This window comes from Agrobacterium sp. rho-8.1 (genome assembly GCF_033957725.1).
In the GTDB taxonomy this organism is placed as follows: Bacteria; Pseudomonadota; Alphaproteobacteria; order Rhizobiales; family Rhizobiaceae; genus Agrobacterium.
The window spans coordinates 1,110,909-1,126,149 of sequence record NZ_CP192788.1 but is presented as its reverse complement, the minus strand read 5'-3'; the positions used below and the strand labels follow the sequence as shown (position 1 = coordinate 1,126,149).

Sequence of the window (15,241 nt, the reverse complement as noted above, 5' to 3'; positions counted from 1 at the left end):
CTTGCCCCTCTCGCCCGTCTGGGGGAAAACGAGGGTCGGGTAGGTAGGGGTAGAAAATGAGAAGAAAACTACAAGTCTTCGTTTCCAGCACGTTCACTGATCTGCAATTCGAGCGGCAGGCAGCCGTTCAGGCAATATTGAAGGCTGGCCACATCCCTGCCGGCATGGAACTATTTACTGCTAGTGATAAATCCCAATGGGAAATTATCAAACGGTGGATAGACGAGTCGGATGTCTACATGCTCATCCTTGGCGGTAGGTATGGCTCGATCGATAAAGACACTGGTCTTAGTTACACTGAGATGGAATACGATTATGCGGTTGAGCAAAAGAAGCCCCTGTTTTCGGTTGTTATAAAAGAAGAAGCTCTAGAAGCGAAAATTACGAAATTTGGATCTGCCGTTTTCGAAAAAGACGACCCGCAATCTTTGAAAAGATTCCGCGGAAAAGTGCTGAACACAATGTCAGCATTTTTTGAGGATGATCGCGACATAAAGCTCGCTATCCATGAAAGCCTCGGCGAACTCGGTCATCAGACAAATCTCGTCGGATGGGTGTCAGCATCAGAGATTGTCGATGCATCGGCATTGCATGCTGAAATATCTCGTCTCCGACTTGAGCTTGATAAAGCAAAACGCGCTAAACCTGCGCCCCAAAGGTCGACGAAAGATCAGTATTCCATCGAAGAGTTGGAGGAGACGCTTGAGCTTCTAAAGCTAACCGTTCTCGATGTTCCCGAAGATGCAGTTGGCAGACCTAATGTGAAAAGGGATTTAGCTGCGCTAATGAGCGCCTTTTCATCTCAACTGGTAAACGGCATTCCCCAAAATTGGGCCACTAGCCAACCCTATAAATTCCTCTATTTCGCAGTCTTTCCTAAATTAATTATTCACGGCCTAGCATCAAGCGAAAAGCCGGCAGGCAGCTCATATCGACGAAGTTTCCTAACAGACAAAGGCAAAAAGACGCTTGCGCTTATTGAAAAGCAGCGTCTTACAAAATCTGCGACTGAAACGAGCGAAAATAGCCCGCCAACTGGTGAGGTTGGCGGGCCTTAAGGTCTCCTCGGCCATTTGATTGCCGGCCAGCGCGCCGCAGTGTGTGAGCGGTGGTGTCGGGCTTGGTGAGCCGTCTGCGCGCTGGCCTATGGTGTTGGTGGAGCCCCTGACCCGATTCGAACGGGCGTCATCCTCTACGGCTTCGCGGGGTAGAAGACCCGGACCGATACAGGGGCGAAAGTTTTACTGGCGAATCATCTGCCATTCCTCGGCGCGAAACTTGATCAGCGCATCCAGCGCGCCTGCCACCGCTGGCACTTCGTCGTTATAAATGCCGTGGGGGCACTCAATCATAAGGATCGCGTGGCGAAGCTTTCCTGCTACGTCGGCCTCACATGTGACTGGTGCATTGATGATCGCTTCCGACACGATCCAATGCGCCGAGGTTATGTGGTCCATGGCCTCATCCGGCATTTCACCGCATCGGTCGCCGATGGTGTGCAGTTCCGCGAAGAGGCGCACCATGCGATTGATGAAGCTTTCTTCGGGCATGCCTTCGGCGTTCGCCGGTAATGTGTTATTTACCATGCTAGTGGTTCCCGTTTGATATATAGCGAATTTCGATATAGATAGCGATAAACGACATCATTAACCAAAGCAAGCGAAAATCGCTATGGCTAGCTATTTTTTGAGAAGTGGTATTTTCAGGTATGTTGACATCCTCACAATGCCGCGCAGCCAGAGCGCTTCTGGACTGGTCGCAACAAAAACTTGCCGATCAGTCGAACATCGGCAACGCGACCATTCGTAACTTCGAATCTGGCAAGTCGACTCCGCAGAACGCCACGGTCGAAGTTCTTCAACGGTGCTTCGAGCAAGCCGGCGTAAAGTTTATCGACGATAACCAGACATCAGCAGCGGGTGGACCAGGGGTCCGCCTCGCCTTATCACCGAAGCCAGAAGTTCCCGGCCCAGAGACCGTGCAGTATCCAGAGAACATGCAGCCCGATGCACCAACCGGCGCTGGTGGTTGACGGGTAGTTGATCTGCCGATAGCCTTCTACGGCGACCACCAACCGCATCACCACAAAGTGGAGACATCAACCAGCTTTCGGCACTCGTGCCGGCGGTAAACGGTTTTCTAGATGCATGGTGGTAGCGGTGCGCGTAAAGCTCAAAGGGCTGATGAGAATCAAAAAGACGCTCGCAAGCGGTAAGACCATCTACTATTGCTACGCGTGGCGAGGCGGACCGCTTCTCAAGGACAAAGTCGGCGCGCCTATTCAGCCCGGTTCTTCTGGACTAGAGGCGGCATACCTATCGGCCAAGCGCGAACGTTCCAATCCCCTGGCATTAAATTTGTCCGACCTGGTGACTCGCTACAAGAACTCGACGGACTTCAAGCAAACGAGCGCCTCGAACCAGCGTGACTACAGCAGGCATTTGGACGATATCCGTGACCGGTTTGGCTCTCTCACGTTGGAAGAAATACAGCGGCCGTTGACCCGCGGTGCATTTAAGGACTGGCGCGACGGGATGGCTGACAAGCCTCGTACTGCTGATTTTGCGTGGACGGTTCTGGCACGAGTGTTGTCCTTTGCAAAAGACCGAGGGTATCTGGTTCTGAACATCGCTGAGCGTGGAGGTCGAATATATCGAGCCGACCGCAGGGAGAAGATATGGACTGACGAGCAAATTAGTGCGTTTGAACACGCAAGCTCCGTAAGCTTGTTTCTAGCCCTTCAGATGGCTTTGTGGACAGGACAACGCAAAGGCGATCTGCTGGCCATGCGGTGGTCGCAGTATGACGGGCAAAACTTTCAGTTACGCCAGTCTAAAACAAAGACGCGCGTTATCGTGCCCGTGCATCATTCACTTCAACTGCAGCTGAAGCCAACTGCGCCAGCTGAAACCATTCTTGTGAACTCTCTAGGCAGGCCGTGGACAAAAGATGGATTCAATTCCAGCTGGTCGAAGGCAAAGATCAAGGCCGGCGTCACCGACCTTACCTTTCACGATCTCCGCGGTACAGCAGTGACCAGAATGGCTCTGGCAGGATGCACCGTTGCAGAAATCGCATCGATCTCCGGCCACAGTCTTCGCGATGTCGAAACAATTCTAGACATGCATTATCTCGGTAGCAGATCCGAGCTTGCTCGCAATGCAGCGCGGAAGCTAAACCGATATTACGAGACGTAGAAATGAGATCCTTGACTCTCCCACGCACCAGAACATAATAAGAACATCGATCAGCTATGCAGCCTTCCGTGATCGATCAAACGGATCAACGAGGAGATCAAAGTATGCGTCCAAGACCAGACGAGGCTGACGTCGCCGACTACATTCTGGATTGCCACAACGGTGACGCAAAGGCCGCGGTGAAGGCGATGCAGGATGAAATAGAACACCTTCAGCATCAGTTGAGTTTGGCTGTTGTTGCGATGGGCCGCGGTTACACGCGAGGATGGGTTCCGAGCGAAGAGCGCGATGCCGTCTGAGGGCTTTCCTACGCTCTCGTCGCTCAAAGACGACCTGATCTATGTGATGTGCCTCGATTGCGAACTACTGAAGCGGTTAGATTATGACGGACTCTTCCTCATGTACGAGGATGCGGATTTGGTTTCGCTCAACGGCCGAATTGCGAAGGACATCATCGAATGCCCGAAAAACATCGAGGGGTATCATAACAGGTGTAGGCTTAGATTTTACGAAGGCTTCGGCACGAAGAAGATCAAGTATGAAAAGCCTGCCTCCCCTCGGCTGGACTATTTGTGCAGTTGGGAAATCGTCGTCGGCAAGTGCCGCTATTGTGGGCACGTTTCTAATCTGGAACCTTGGCGCGTAAACAAGGTTACAAAGCCGGGAATGACTTTAGACGACTTAAAGCAGCGGCTTCGCTGCAAGAGATGCAATCGCAAGGGTGATGTCGAACTGACCCTCGCCAAACTTCCAAGGTGACGCATGTGTAATCTGTACCAGGTCCGCACCAATCAGGAAGCCATGCGTGACATCGTGGGTGTGATGTCAGAGCGCTTGAACATGCAGCCGGAAATAGAGGTGTACCCAGATCGCCCTGCCCCGGTCGTGCGCAACAAGAACGGTGAGCGGGAATTGGCTGAACTGACATGGGGTATGCCCACGCCGCCCAACAAACTCGGTGACAAACCAGACACCGGCGTTACCAACATACGAAACGTCACATCGCCACACTGGCGTCGGTGGCTGAAAGCTGAAAACAGATGCGTCGTACCATGGACGCGCTTTTGCGAATGGGAAGATACCAAACCCCGCAAAACAAAGCGATGGTTTGCCATCGATGACGCCGAACCCCTCGCCTTCTTTGCTGGCGTCTGGACAGATTGGAGTGGGACTCGCGGTTCCATGAAGAACCCGCGAGAAGGCGATCATGAGCTGTTCGCCTTCCTCACGACCGAACCAAACGCGATCGTGAAGCCGATCCACCCGAAGGCAATGCCGGTCGTGTTGACAACGAAGGAAGAGGTCGAGGTGTGGATGGCCGCCCCGTGGGATGAAGCGAAGGAGCTTCAAAGACCGTTGCCAGATGAGAGACTGATCCTTCTACCCATCGAAGTTCAACAGTCGCAAGGCTCGCTTCTGTGAGTGACGCCGAAAAAACCAGCGACAGCCTGCACGAGAACCACTACTGCTGCGTGCCTGAATGCAATAAGTGGGGCGGCTTCGGATTCGCTCGTAGCAAGGCAGAGCCTGTGCAATGGTGGTGCTGGGAGCACTATCCGCATAAGAAAACTCCATGACCGGAAGATACAGCTTTCTCTAAAACACAACTTTAGTTACACACGTCTGGGGAACTAGGTGGGGTCACTAAACATGAATAAAGCATTTCTCATAAATGCTGTCGCTCTCGCAGCGGTATCCGGCGCACAGGCTGCCGACGCTATCGTCGCTGCGGAGCCAGAGCCACTTGAATACGTTCGCGTTTGCGACGCTTTCGGCACAGGCTTCTTCTACATTCCTGGTACCGAAACCTGCCTGAAGTTCGGCGGTTACGTTAGAACACAAATAGATTTTGAAGATGATCTAGCGATAAAGAACAGAAAGACATTCACGCGCGCTCAGTTCAACATTGACACACGCACAGAGACCGAACTCGGCGCACTGCGCGGCTTCATCGAGTTCCGCGCTGATGCAGATAACAGCGACCCTTCGTTACCTTTCGAATTACGCCAGGCGTTCATCGAGCTTGGCGGCCTGCGCGTTGGAAAGTTCTACAGCTGGTGGGACGATGGCCTCTCTGGCGAAGCTGACGAACTGTCCACAAACGCACTCTTCAACTCCATTCGCTACACTTACGACGCAGGCTCTTTCTGGGCTGGCGTTTCAGTTGATGAGTTAGAGGGGAGTAGGCCTACGCTCTATGACGTGCAGATATTTGGAAGATTTGCGGGTTTCACCATCTTTAGTGCCGAGACAAAAGCGGAAGGAAATATAGGCGTCACTGTTGGCCTAGGAGCGGAACTTAATAATTCAAAATTCCAGCTGATCGGCGGCTATGACGCTGACCAGCAAGACGGTTCCGTTCGTTTAATCGGCACCACCGATATAGGCTCAGGAACCATTGGTATAGCGGGGCTCTGGGCATCAGGCGGTAACGCTTACTACTCTGAATCCGAGTGGGCTGTTGCAGCTGAATACGCAATCAAGGCGACCGACAAGCTGACAATCACTCCAGGTGCGCAGTGGTTTGGAAATACAGCGGATAACTTCAGCTTTGTGAATTCAATTAGCACAATATTTTCGCAGCCTATCGTCGGTCGCCGTGGCGACGAATTCTCCAGTCGCGACGCATGGACAGCTGGCGTAGCTGTCAACTATGAATTCACAAAAGGGCTGAACACAAAGGTCGCACTCAACTACAACGACGAAGACGACCGCGATAAGAAGCTAAGTGGTTTCGTTCGACTTCAAAGGTCATTCTGAACAAAAAAATACCCCGCCAACCTTTCGGCCAGCGGGGTTACGTCAGGTCGATCTGGTCGGCCTTGGCTTCGAAGCCTGATTTTCCACAATGCGATCGACGCGAACGGTCATGTGATCGACGGCCGCTTTCACACCGCTGATCGCATCCATGATCTGCTCTGTCGTCTCGCGCATACCGGCCTTCGTTATATAAGTCTCTGCCACATGAAGACGGTGTGACGCGAGCTCGTCGCGCGCAAGAGCTGCGAGGGCGTGTGCGGCCGAAGCTGTGCCTGTTGCGTCGGACCGGGCCGAGCTGATCTTCGCGTCCACATATTTCCACAAGCCGAAGAAAAAGCCGAACAACGCGATGAAGAACAGCGCAACAGCCATGATTTCAGGACCGCTCATGGCTTAACCCCGCAGAGCTTTTGCAGCTTTTCATTTCCCATGAGGATCTGACGCTTCGTCTCACCTGTTAGCGTGTCGCCAACAGACGGCCTCACCGGCTTCGCGATGGAGCAGTAGCTACCGCTTGTCACGCATCCACTTATCAAGGCCAGCGTCAACGCCAGCGTCGTCCATTTTACCAACTTCATTTTCGACTTCCCCAGCCCGCTTGATGGCCTTTGCATTCGCTGCGGCCTGTTCGTCTTTTGCCGAGGAGCGCCCTGCCCGTTGGCCGTAAAAAAATACGCCCGCGAGTATCGCGAGCGCTGTTCCGATGGTGGCAAAATAACCAGAAAGGCGGGACCAAAGCCCCGCTAGAAAAAGTGGCATGCTAGCCTCCCGATCTGATGCGCTGGACGAAGTAGACGAGACCGACGATGCCGCCCGCGATCATCAGTATCGCCAGTGCCCACTGGATAGGACCAGCGCCGGCGAAGATGGCACCCGCAGCCGACAGGAAGCCGCCGAGCGGACCCCATGCTTCTGGCTTCTTGAGAACTTCTGCAAGGCCAGTGTCCTGCACGCTGGCCTTTGCTTCCGCTTCGACCGGCGCGATGGTTGGAAGCGGCGTGACGTCGTTAGCCATCTTGAGTGCATTGCCGACCACACCGGCTTGCTTCTTGAACTTGCCGAGTGGGTCAACGCCGGTGACGCGGATAGTCCATCCTCTGCCGTTTACAGGGAAGCCGGTCTTCGCGTTCGTCAGGCTGCGCAGGTAGCGCATGCGCTCTTCGCAATAGTCGACGATCAACGCCTTGACGCCACCTGGATAAAACTGGACGCCGCCGATTGTCTGCTCGCCGATGTGTCCATCGATAATACCAGCGTACACCTTCTTCGCTTGCAGGACGGTCTGGAGCTTCTTTACGGCGGTCTGCGGCCCACTGTTCACGCCAAAGTCGAAGGCTGCGTAGTCCAAGCCAGAAGGCAGCAAATCACCACCAGCCTGAGTCCAATAGGACCGACGATAGATTTCGACTGCCTCGTCTCTGGTCATGGCCTTGACCTGAGCGGCCGTAACAGAAGTAACGCCTCGCGCTGCGGCAAGCGTCTTGTGCGTGATGCCGTACTTGGTAGGGCCGCCGCGGTCTGTCTTGACGTTAACGTACCCGCCTTCATGGCCAAACATCAGGTCAAGCGAGACGGCAAGATTTTCTCTAGCCATGCTTCTGGCTCCTTTCATTCAGGCAATCATGCAGACGCACGAAAGCCCTCCCCGGCTCGGAGATTTTGATGATTGGCATTGATTTTCCTTTTAGGGCGAACGACCTACGCAGATGGAACTGTGTCCACCAGGGGCGCGTTAAAATCGATCAATTGGAGATTGGGCCATGAAATTTTTTGTCACAGCGATTTGCCTCGCCTCGGTCGGCATCCTAAGCGGATGCGTAGACGGCACTGGCTACCGTGGCGGACCAGTGACCACGCGCGACCAGTCATGCGGTAACGGCCAGGATGATGTGTCTCATCCTTATGCCGGTCGTTGCGACTGGCGCCGTGAGAACGGTAGAGACTGGGCTAACAGCGGATCCCGCGACAGCGATTCTGTTTACGTCAGAGGTAGATAACAGATCGGATCAACCGCGTTTCGACCCAAATGCCCGCCATGCTAGTTGACTGCGCGCAATCAAGCGCCGCTGTACGTCGCGTACAGTCGCCATGGTGGTCTCCTGAGGTTTTGGGTGGGGTTAGTTCAGAGGCTCAAGGCCAGACGACTTGCGCCGCGATCTGTGCCGCTTCGACGGTTTCAGCGCCGCCAATAGCCTCTTTTGCTGTCTGGCGAGCACGCTCGATGGCACTGCCGATAACCGCCCACTGCGCATCCATAGTCAGGACAAGCAAAGCGATATCCTTGATCGTTTCGCCGTCGATACCAAGAGAAGCGGAAAGCATAGGATAATCGTCTGGCAGAGGATTATCTTCAAGAACGGCGCGTTTCGCCTCTTCCACCTTGCGCTGATAGGTCATTGCCTGACCAGCGCCGCCCGTGATGTATCGAAGACGCGCCGTTTCGGCCTCTTCATCAATCTGTGTTTTAAGGAGGCGCTTTATCTCTTCGAGGTCCGGCTCTGGAATGGCAAATGGAGGGATGGTATTTATCCGTTCGCGGCGACCGACTTCGTCAGCCGGTCCCATTTCCCATTCGTCCCAGATGCGGTAGCGGTCGCGGTTCGCCATGTCGTCAGGGACGAATGTTTTATTACCGTCTAGGATGATGATGATCATGCCGGTTTCTGTGTAACCTAGAACGTCCATCTTATAGCTCTCCGTTCACTGATATAGGTACGCCTACGGCTATACTGTCGCCTGCTGCTGCGGCGGTAATCAGGAAACGGCCTCCGGTAGGTCCACCAGCGATCAAGCTTATGGTTGCGTTGGCTATCGCACCGCCTGCTAACTGAGTCAAAGAAGGTGTTGTTCGCATGGTGACGGGCCAAAAAAGAGGTGTTTCCATAATGGAAAAACCGGGTGCAGGCCAGCGAGCAGTACCAAGTACCACAGCGTAGTATCTTTGACAAAGGGCCGTTTCCTGCTGAATGTTTCGTGCAGAAAACGGCGTGACATAATCTCTTTCAAATTGAGCAAGGGATAATGTGCCCATGTTGAATTCAACCGTGACATTTGCAGACCCATCGACAGATGCCAAAACCAAACCAGAAGCTCCATATGAACCCGAATTGATGCGACCTTGTGCCGTGCCAGACCATGAGAGAACATAGCTTCCCGGCTCGCCAGCGAACGCCAACGCTTCGATGACCTGCTGTAATGAACCAGCCGTGATATTTAGGGTTGTGACTCCGTTGTTTGTCGAGAAGGAGTAGGTGCAACCACTCGCACCGGCCTTCATACGGTCATGACCATAAGCACCAGCGGCCAACGTTACTGTGCCGCTAACGGCTCGCTGATTGATATTGAAGAGAGGGGTAATCAGCTTGTTCCTGAACTGGCCCACAGGGACTTGCCCTGCACTGCGAACTTCCGCAGCTGTCAGACCAACAATCGCCTTGCCAGTTACGGATCCAAAACCAGCCACCTGTTTTACTGTCACGCCACCAGCAGGACCAGAGACATCGCCGGTACCCGTCCCGTCCGTGCCTTTGGCCGCAGCCAACTGCCACCAAGTATTCGATGTCGTCGGAAGTGTCGGTGGTGCATTGCCAGTCGTGGCGACCTTGGCAATCCAGCTCGAACCGTTATCAAGAACCAGATCGTTCTTGGCGTAGGCCGTGCCAGCCGCATACGTGCCACGAGGGTTTGCAACACCAGCTGGGCCTACAGTTCCGCTGATGTAGAACGGCACGCTCCAATCGGCAGATGTGTTGGAGAGTTTCGTATAGAACGCAGATCGACCGTCTCCGATATCTGCAACGAGGACCTTGAAGCCTTTGGGCTGGGCATCATAGGCAGCGCGACCAGCAAGCGTTGGCACCTCGGCATCAAACTTAAATGCCTGAATGAGATCATCGACATCAATCAGGGTCGCTGTAGTGGCACCGGTGAAGAGAAGAACCTTATTTGCTGAAGGCGTTACGCTCGCCGTCGCAGCCAGCGCCGGGTTATTCAGCCGAGCTATGTACTCTGCCAGCCGCTGGGCGTTGGAAACGGTCTGCTGCCCCGGCTCCGTATCGTAGGTGATCCAGTATTCCTGACCGGAAGCCGTAGCCCCCGGCCAATCGAGCGCAAGCGTAATTTGCGTATCGCTGTCGATAGAGGCAACGGGAACCGCTATGCCGTTCGCGCCAAAGATACCAGCACGCAAGCCGCTGGTCTGCCATCCTGTCCCCGTTCCGGTCACAATGGCGCTGCCAGCGGTCACGGATGCCGTGCCCTGTGTGTAGGGTGTGGTCATGTTGGGTTTGCCTTAGTTGTTGCGGAATGCCATCGCGGAGAGGACCATTGCAGTCCAGTTGACAGCGCTCTCTGATGGAAGCCTCAGTCGCAGTACCGTAGACGCTCTGTTGGTCGGAACTGCGAAGGTTCTGAAAGCTGTATAATCGTTGAAATTTTGCCCACCGACAGCCGTATCTGATCTAGACGTGTAGATATTGGTTGAGCCGCCTCCCGTAACGTCATCGATGTAATGAGCACCAATAAGAGCAGCCTGAGATTGGTTCGCCTTACCGGTAGCGGAGTATTCCACTCTGATCAAAATTGGGTTGTTCGGGTTTGCGCGAACGCCATGGTCAATCGTCAACGATAGTTCCGCAAATCCTGGGGCATTATTGATCGCGGTTGATACTGACCTTATCCGGATCATGGAGCCGGGAACCATCTGCTCATCACCGATGAAGAGATTGGCGATCTGGGCTTGGCTGACCTGAAGGTTTGGAATCTTCACGACGCCGTTCTCTACTGCGAACACAGCCAGGTTCTGATCGCCGCTGATGATGACGAACTTATCAGCAAGGAAACCGACTTCAGATTTCAGAACACCGCTCACGCTTCGAAGCTGAATATACATCCCACTTTCGACAAAACCTGAACCCAGGTTTGCCCGCAGAAGAATGGCGAAGCGAGCAGTCACACCAGACGGTGCAGCAGTCGCCTGGAACATCACCAGACCATCGGCAAACATGCCGTTGAACGTGGCAGAAACGCCCGTGATCTGTTGCGCTAGAGCACCATCACCATTCACACGGGCCGTTGTCTCGGTAGCAATGAGAGCCGTGTTGCCTGATATCCCCGCCTCGACAGTGGTGAACCGCTGGGCAAGAGCTTCCGTTTCGGAAACACGAACCCTGATTTCCTCAGTTACTGCCGCATAGGCGTCACCCAAATCGGCCCGGATGCTTTCACGCTCTACCTGGCCGACCGCGCCCTCAAGCGAGAAGGCTTCACCTAACTCTTCGATGCGCAGCATGAACTCGCGCTGTGCATCGGCAATCAGCTTGATGGTGTCTTTCACGTCCTTGCCGAGGTTCTCCAGATTGGCAATGAGATCGCCACCGGCCTGAAGCGTGCGGAAGTTGGTGATACCAGATGGAGCGACTGAACGCCCGTTGTCCACAACCAGAACAGTGCGGACCTGCCAGTCTGTTTCCTGCGTAAGACCTTCCACGATACGAACGACGCTGATGTCAGAGTCGACCGTCTTGGTGAACACCTGTGTCGGCTGCGCGGCGGGCCAGTATTCGATCCGAACGGCAACGACAGAGATATCATCTATGGCGTCCCACCGAAGCTCGACAGCAGGAAGAAGCCCGCCTGCCTCGGACTGAACAACGGTTGGCGTGGCTGTGAAGTTCTGCACCTCTGCCAGGTACTGCGGAGGCGGCACAACGATGATGATGGGCGGGTTCGTGGCATATGCCGTTGGGTCAAAGACGCCATTGCTGATTTCCTGCAAGGCAACCGTGATATCCCGAACGCCATCGCTGTTGTGCGGACCGAGCGTGCGGGTCAGAACCTGATACGTGCGCGTGCCATGTTTGGCGCTTGCCCACGTGATCCAGCGACCTTCCTTCACAACGTCCAGAAAGCGTGGGTGGATGGTGATTTCAGCCGATCCCTGAAAACGAGCGCCACGAATGGCGATGTCGGCCAGCCGGTCAACCTGCTTTACGTTGGTCACAGCGCCGTAGGGAATAGCACTGGCAAGTGTTTCACGGTCTTCGGCTAGTGCGGACTGGTCGATGCGTGTTGCAGCATCCTTGGTCTCGTAGAAGTCGTCAGGAGAGACGTAGGATGCCGCAACGGTGTTGATGAGGTCGGTACGCTTGCGCTTTGCTGTGAACCGCTTTGGGGCGCCGATCTTGATATCATCGTCGGTGATGGTTGCAACAACGGCCTGCGGTGCGCCCGCAATCGGAAACTCGCCATCAACGCGCTCAACCCAAGACGCACATGCAGCCATAAGCAACGGCTGGAGATTGGAATCGTGGTTTGCGCCGGGGCCGTCCTTCGCGATCATGTGCGAGCGGTAACGATAATAGCCGTCGATGATCTCGTCTGCGATGTTTGCGGCCTGCGTCCATTCCGACAAAGGAAGGCGCGAGGCGCGAACGCCCTTGCCGACCATCAACTGATCGCCGTTGTAGAAACCCCGCTCCAGATTGTAGGCCTGCACGAATGGATTGTCGCTGTATTCCCATGTGGACTGGTCATTCCATCGATGCGAGCCGGATCCACCGACAGAGCTATCCTTGCGCCAGTCGTAGAGCGGTGCGCCCTTGACCTCGAATAGAAGCTGGGCAGGTGCAGCAAGGCCATTGCCCTGCTTGCGAAGGCCAGAGAAAACCACCGCATAAGCCACGCCCGCGCCACGGTGTGCCGCTGTCCATCGACCGGCAGGACGCGAGTTGGCAATCAGCGTTGGCTCTGCCTGCTGGTCCATGGTGCCGAAGTAGAATTTCACCCGCACGTCGTCGTGGCTGTCGCCGCTTGTGCCTTCGTTCGGGACAAGCCAGAAGCCGTTGGAATCCTGCTCTGTCAGCGTTCGCCACTGACCGTTATAGCGAACGCGAGGAACGCCCGTAATGCGAAAGCTGGCAAGCTCGTAAACGTCTTGAATATTGCGGCCGCCTGAACCGTAGTTGTTCCGAGAGACACGGCGACCAGCAAGACCACACGTGCCGAGGACAACTGTTCGCGGGTTGTTGACGCCATATTCGGTTTCGAGCTGTGCAGACGTGCTTGGGACTTTCTGCGCGAAAATCTTGTTGATGCCGAACGACGCCGCGATGGCGAATGCGCTCTGCGCCAAGCCCGCAAGAATACAGCCACCAGCCAACCACGAGCCTACAGCCGTGATCGCGCTTGCGATAAACGTAAAGAATGCCATGGAGCTATGCGCCTATCTTGTAAGCCTGCTCGATATCGGTGATCGAGAAAATTGAGACGCCGTGGGTCATCCGCACCACGAAGCCTGCGCTGGAGACGACACCGGCGAGATACCTGCCTTCAAAGACGACCACGCCCACGTCTCCGCGAACGGCTGAGAAGCGATTGACAGGTTCAAGGCCAAGGCTTTCGAAGAGAGCTTTGGCGTCTTGTCGAGTGGAGTGCAGGGTAACCCCAAGCATGGCCTCAATGGCCTCGCAGACAGCCACGACATCGCAATGCGCCTCGTCGGTTCGCTCGCTGCTGGCGATGATGGAAACAGCATCTTCCAGGCGTCTGTCCCAGCCATCAGACCGATCTGTTAAAGACAATTGTTCAGCTGGCGTGTAGTGGTCCCAACCTGGGTGGCCTTCCGGCCAGATCCAAACGTCTTCATCAGTCATTCGCTCACCAGCGCTTTCATGAAATGGGTTTCGACGGGTGCATAGCCACGACGGGTGTAGATGCGAGACACATCGTTGATGGCGAGAGACGCCATGCAGACCACGGCGCATCCCTGCTCTTTTGCCCATGCCTCGTAGGCATCCAGCATCTTGAGGGAACTGCGACCGCGCGCGTGTTCAGCGATGAACCAGACAGTTTCGTTTGCGCAAAGACCCGCGCCAAAGGGGTGATCGAACACACCGGCCATCAGCAGGCCTGACACACCGCTCGCATCTTCCAGAACCAGAACACATGACCGCGAGCCCTGCATGTGCGCGACAAACAGGGAGTGCGCCCGCGCCGGGTCGAATGGGAATGTCCAACTGGCGGCGGCGTGGCTTTGCCTCAGTAGATCGACAACCGCACCAGCGTCACTGTTTCGGGCTGGTCGCACGTCACTTCTGGCTGAACTCGACATTGAAGAATTCATTTTTCAGCCTCGCAGCGTGTTCGAAGAACATGTCACCAGGAGAGACCAGTTGCTGGTCTTCATGGCTGGCATATCGATAGCCTTCGCGGAAATTGTCGATCGCTTCGGTTTCGATGTTGGCCTCAAGCCACGCTTCGCCGTTTTCTTCGCGGTGATCGATCGTATCGACGTAGCCGTAGAAGGTCGGCTCTGCGTGCAGGAAGGCGTTGTTGTCGGGATCAAAATAGAAGTCGTACAGCGTGACCGGACGGCCCTTGTATTCTTCCTGTTCGATCAGAAGCAGCTTGTCGGGTGTGAGGCCGAAGTCGGAGCGCGCTGGCAACCGCATGGTGACCGGATTGGCCGATGTGCCGAGCGCAAAGGCGGGTTCATCAATCTCGATGATCGAATTGCCCTTGTAGGTCAGGCCGTTGTAGTCGAGCGTGCCTTTTCCAGAGAAGAACCCGTAGGTGCCGGTGCCAAATTCAAACTTGACACCGGACCCGATCTTCACCCTGCCCTCATTGAGCAGCTGCTGCAATCTTGTTGGGAAGGCCATTAGCGCGGCACCTCGATAAGGGTGAATGTCGCCGTTGGGCGGAAGTCATCAGGGCAATCGTAGCTGTCCGGCACCAGGCGCATATTCATGACCGGGTTCTTGAAGATGACGGTCGCACCTGTGGTAATGTAGGGCGGCAGGAAAGGCTCTATCTTGATGGCGATGGCACCCGCAGCGGCGGTCGCATCCTGCACGACGCGGACAATCACGTTGTAGTCGCCCTGACCGAACCCGATGAGGTCGCCCTCCATCAGCTGCAAGCCATTGGTCACGCCGCCGATGGTGAGTTGGTTGCCGGATATTGCCGTCAGAGTGCCATTGTCCAGAATGGCGGGCGCTGTTGGGTTGCCCCAATAGGCTTGCGGCAGACACACGTGCTTTGGCGTATAGAGCACCGTCACCATGCCGTCACGGCAGCGCGAAATGAACGCCTCAAGCTTCTGCCGATCGGCATTGCTCAAGGCCAGAACGCGCATAGACACCTGCCAGAACGGGTCGCTGGTTTCCATGAAGGAAATAGCCCGCTTGCCGTATCTTGACACGCTGGTGGAGCGCATGAGTTTAGGATAGGTCGGCCCATATCTCAGGCCGACCGGTAATGTTTCTGCCATGTGGTTTGGGCCT

At 55.1% G+C, this 15,241-nt stretch carries 18 protein-coding genes and 1 tRNA gene; 7 read left to right on the top strand and 12 right to left on the bottom strand.

Features of this window, described 5'->3' with window-relative positions; genetic code table 11:
- Positions 1–56 precede the first annotated feature (56 nt).
- Entirely contained in the window at positions 57–1,058 is a 1,002-nt protein-coding gene (locus tag RMR21_RS05695) for a DUF4062 domain-containing protein (protein WP_498669721.1), read from the top strand.
- Between the two features lie 98 nt (positions 1,059–1,156).
- On the opposite strand, the gene RMR21_RS05690 is transcribed toward RMR21_RS05695, so the two are convergent.
- Positions 1,157–1,234 (bottom strand) — tRNA-OTHER (locus tag RMR21_RS05690).
- Positions 1,235–1,241: 7 nt separating this feature from the next.
- Positions 1,242–1,586: a hypothetical protein gene (locus tag RMR21_RS05685; protein ID WP_498669720.1), complete on the bottom strand. Its 345-nt coding sequence runs from the start codon at positions 1,584–1,586 to the stop codon at positions 1,242–1,244.
- A 122-nt stretch (positions 1,587–1,708) separates the two neighbouring features.
- Between RMR21_RS05685 and RMR21_RS05680 the strand changes: the two genes are divergently transcribed.
- The 6 genes from RMR21_RS05680 (at position 1,709) to RMR21_RS05655 (ending at position 5,957) form a co-directional block, all read left to right on the top strand.
- Positions 1,709–2,032 (top strand): helix-turn-helix domain-containing protein, encoded by a 324-nt coding sequence (locus RMR21_RS05680; RefSeq protein WP_498669719.1) that lies wholly within the window; start codon positions 1,709–1,711, stop codon positions 2,030–2,032.
- A gap of 115 nt (positions 2,033–2,147) precedes the next feature.
- Positions 2,148–3,197, top strand: a complete 1,050-nt coding sequence (locus RMR21_RS05675; protein WP_498669718.1) for a tyrosine-type recombinase/integrase — start codon at positions 2,148–2,150, stop codon at positions 3,195–3,197.
- A gap of 104 nt (positions 3,198–3,301) precedes the next feature.
- Positions 3,302–3,496: a hypothetical protein gene (locus tag RMR21_RS05670; protein ID WP_498669717.1), complete on the top strand. Its 195-nt coding sequence runs from the start codon at positions 3,302–3,304 to the stop codon at positions 3,494–3,496.
- Positions 3,486–3,956, top strand: a complete 471-nt coding sequence (locus RMR21_RS05665) for a hypothetical protein (RefSeq protein WP_498669716.1) — start codon at positions 3,486–3,488, stop codon at positions 3,954–3,956. The genes RMR21_RS05670 and RMR21_RS05665 overlap by 11 nt, the downstream gene beginning before the upstream one ends.
- A 3-nt stretch (positions 3,957–3,959) precedes the next feature.
- Positions 3,960–4,619, top strand: coding sequence for an SOS response-associated peptidase (locus RMR21_RS05660; RefSeq protein WP_498669715.1), 660 nt, complete (start codon positions 3,960–3,962; stop codon positions 4,617–4,619).
- A gap of 228 nt (positions 4,620–4,847) precedes the next feature.
- A complete protein-coding gene (locus RMR21_RS05655; RefSeq protein ID WP_498669714.1) occupies positions 4,848–5,957 on the top strand; it encodes a porin in 1,110 nt (369 codons plus the stop codon).
- A gap of 42 nt (positions 5,958–5,999) precedes the next feature.
- On the opposite strand, the gene RMR21_RS05650 is transcribed toward RMR21_RS05655, so the two are convergent.
- The 10 genes from RMR21_RS05650 to RMR21_RS05605 form a co-directional block, all read right to left on the bottom strand.
- The gene (locus RMR21_RS05650) at positions 6,000–6,347 is read right to left on the bottom strand and encodes a hypothetical protein (RefSeq protein ID WP_498669713.1); all 348 of its coding nucleotides are present in this window, start codon (positions 6,345–6,347) and stop codon (positions 6,000–6,002) included.
- 117 nt (positions 6,348–6,464) lie between these two features.
- On the bottom strand, positions 6,465–6,716 hold the full coding sequence (locus tag RMR21_RS05645; RefSeq protein WP_498669712.1) for a hypothetical protein: 252 nt from the start codon (positions 6,714–6,716) through the stop codon (positions 6,465–6,467).
- Between the two features lies 1 nt (position 6,717).
- Entirely contained in the window at positions 6,718–7,551 is an 834-nt protein-coding gene (locus RMR21_RS05640) for a glycoside hydrolase family 108 protein (protein ID WP_498669711.1), read from the bottom strand.
- Positions 7,552–8,087: 536 nt separating this feature from the next.
- Positions 8,088–8,642 carry a hypothetical protein gene (locus tag RMR21_RS05635; RefSeq protein WP_498669710.1) on the bottom strand — a complete coding sequence of 185 codons (555 nt, stop codon included), beginning with the start codon at positions 8,640–8,642 and terminating at the stop codon, positions 8,088–8,090.
- Position 8,643: 1 nt separating this feature from the next.
- Positions 8,644–10,236 (bottom strand): hypothetical protein, encoded by a 1,593-nt coding sequence (locus RMR21_RS05630; RefSeq protein ID WP_498669709.1) that lies wholly within the window; start codon positions 10,234–10,236, stop codon positions 8,644–8,646.
- A 12-nt stretch (positions 10,237–10,248) separates the two neighbouring features.
- The gene (locus tag RMR21_RS05625) at positions 10,249–13,167 is read right to left on the bottom strand and encodes a phage tail tip fiber protein (protein WP_498669708.1); all 2,919 of its coding nucleotides are present in this window, start codon (positions 13,165–13,167) and stop codon (positions 10,249–10,251) included.
- Positions 13,168–13,171: 4 nt separating this feature from the next.
- Positions 13,172–13,609 carry a DUF6950 family protein gene (locus tag RMR21_RS05620; RefSeq protein ID WP_498669707.1) on the bottom strand — a complete coding sequence of 146 codons (438 nt, stop codon included), beginning with the start codon at positions 13,607–13,609 and terminating at the stop codon, positions 13,172–13,174.
- Positions 13,606–14,067, bottom strand: coding sequence for a GNAT family N-acetyltransferase (locus tag RMR21_RS05615; RefSeq protein ID WP_498669706.1), 462 nt, complete (start codon positions 14,065–14,067; stop codon positions 13,606–13,608). The genes RMR21_RS05620 and RMR21_RS05615 overlap by 4 nt, the downstream gene beginning before the upstream one ends.
- Complete coding sequence (locus RMR21_RS05610) at positions 14,045–14,617, bottom strand: hypothetical protein (RefSeq protein ID WP_498669705.1); 573 nt, start codon at positions 14,615–14,617, stop codon at positions 14,045–14,047. Before RMR21_RS05610 ends, RMR21_RS05615 begins: the two co-directional genes overlap by 23 nt.
- Positions 14,617–15,228, bottom strand: coding sequence for a hypothetical protein (locus tag RMR21_RS05605; protein WP_498669704.1), 612 nt, complete (start codon positions 15,226–15,228; stop codon positions 14,617–14,619). The genes RMR21_RS05610 and RMR21_RS05605 overlap by 1 nt, the downstream gene beginning before the upstream one ends.
- Positions 15,229–15,241 lie beyond the last annotated feature (13 nt).

What these genes read in the sequence shown, in the direction of transcription:
- RMR21_RS05675 (WP_498669718.1), top strand. Translation starts at nt 2,148, where the DNA reads ATGGTGGTAGCGGTGCGCGTAAAGCTCAAAGGGCTGATGAGAATCAAA.
- RMR21_RS05685 (WP_498669720.1), bottom strand. Translation starts at nt 1,586, where the DNA reads ATGGTAAATAACACATTACCGGCGAACGCCGAAGGCATGCCCGAAGAA.
- RMR21_RS05660 (WP_498669715.1), top strand. Translation starts at nt 3,960, where the DNA reads ATGTGTAATCTGTACCAGGTCCGCACCAATCAGGAAGCCATGCGTGAC.
- RMR21_RS05650 (WP_498669713.1), bottom strand. Translation starts at nt 6,347, where the DNA reads ATGAGCGGTCCTGAAATCATGGCTGTTGCGCTGTTCTTCATCGCGTTG.
- RMR21_RS05635 (WP_498669710.1), bottom strand. Translation starts at nt 8,642, where the DNA reads ATGGACGTTCTAGGTTACACAGAAACCGGCATGATCATCATCATCCTA.
- RMR21_RS05615 (WP_498669706.1), bottom strand. Translation starts at nt 14,067, where the DNA reads ATGTCGAGTTCAGCCAGAAGTGACGTGCGACCAGCCCGAAACAGTGAC.
- RMR21_RS05610 (WP_498669705.1), bottom strand. Translation starts at nt 14,617, where the DNA reads ATGGCCTTCCCAACAAGATTGCAGCAGCTGCTCAATGAGGGCAGGGTG.
- RMR21_RS05630 (WP_498669709.1), bottom strand. Translation starts at nt 10,236, where the DNA reads ATGACCACACCCTACACACAGGGCACGGCATCCGTGACCGCTGGCAGC.
- RMR21_RS05695 (WP_498669721.1), top strand. Translation starts at nt 57, where the DNA reads ATGAGAAGAAAACTACAAGTCTTCGTTTCCAGCACGTTCACTGATCTG.
- RMR21_RS05680 (WP_498669719.1), top strand. Translation starts at nt 1,709, where the DNA reads ATGTTGACATCCTCACAATGCCGCGCAGCCAGAGCGCTTCTGGACTGG.
- RMR21_RS05655 (WP_498669714.1), top strand. Translation starts at nt 4,848, where the DNA reads ATGAATAAAGCATTTCTCATAAATGCTGTCGCTCTCGCAGCGGTATCC.
- RMR21_RS05640 (WP_498669711.1), bottom strand. Translation starts at nt 7,551, where the DNA reads ATGGCTAGAGAAAATCTTGCCGTCTCGCTTGACCTGATGTTTGGCCAT.
- RMR21_RS05605 (WP_498669704.1), bottom strand. Translation starts at nt 15,228, where the DNA reads ATGGCAGAAACATTACCGGTCGGCCTGAGATATGGGCCGACCTATCCT.
- RMR21_RS05625 (WP_498669708.1), bottom strand. Translation starts at nt 13,167, where the DNA reads ATGGCATTCTTTACGTTTATCGCAAGCGCGATCACGGCTGTAGGCTCG.
- RMR21_RS05670 (WP_498669717.1), top strand. Translation starts at nt 3,302, where the DNA reads ATGCGTCCAAGACCAGACGAGGCTGACGTCGCCGACTACATTCTGGAT.
- RMR21_RS05645 (WP_498669712.1), bottom strand. Translation starts at nt 6,716, where the DNA reads ATGCCACTTTTTCTAGCGGGGCTTTGGTCCCGCCTTTCTGGTTATTTT.
- RMR21_RS05620 (WP_498669707.1), bottom strand. Translation starts at nt 13,609, where the DNA reads ATGACTGATGAAGACGTTTGGATCTGGCCGGAAGGCCACCCAGGTTGG.
- RMR21_RS05665 (WP_498669716.1), top strand. Translation starts at nt 3,486, where the DNA reads ATGCCGTCTGAGGGCTTTCCTACGCTCTCGTCGCTCAAAGACGACCTG.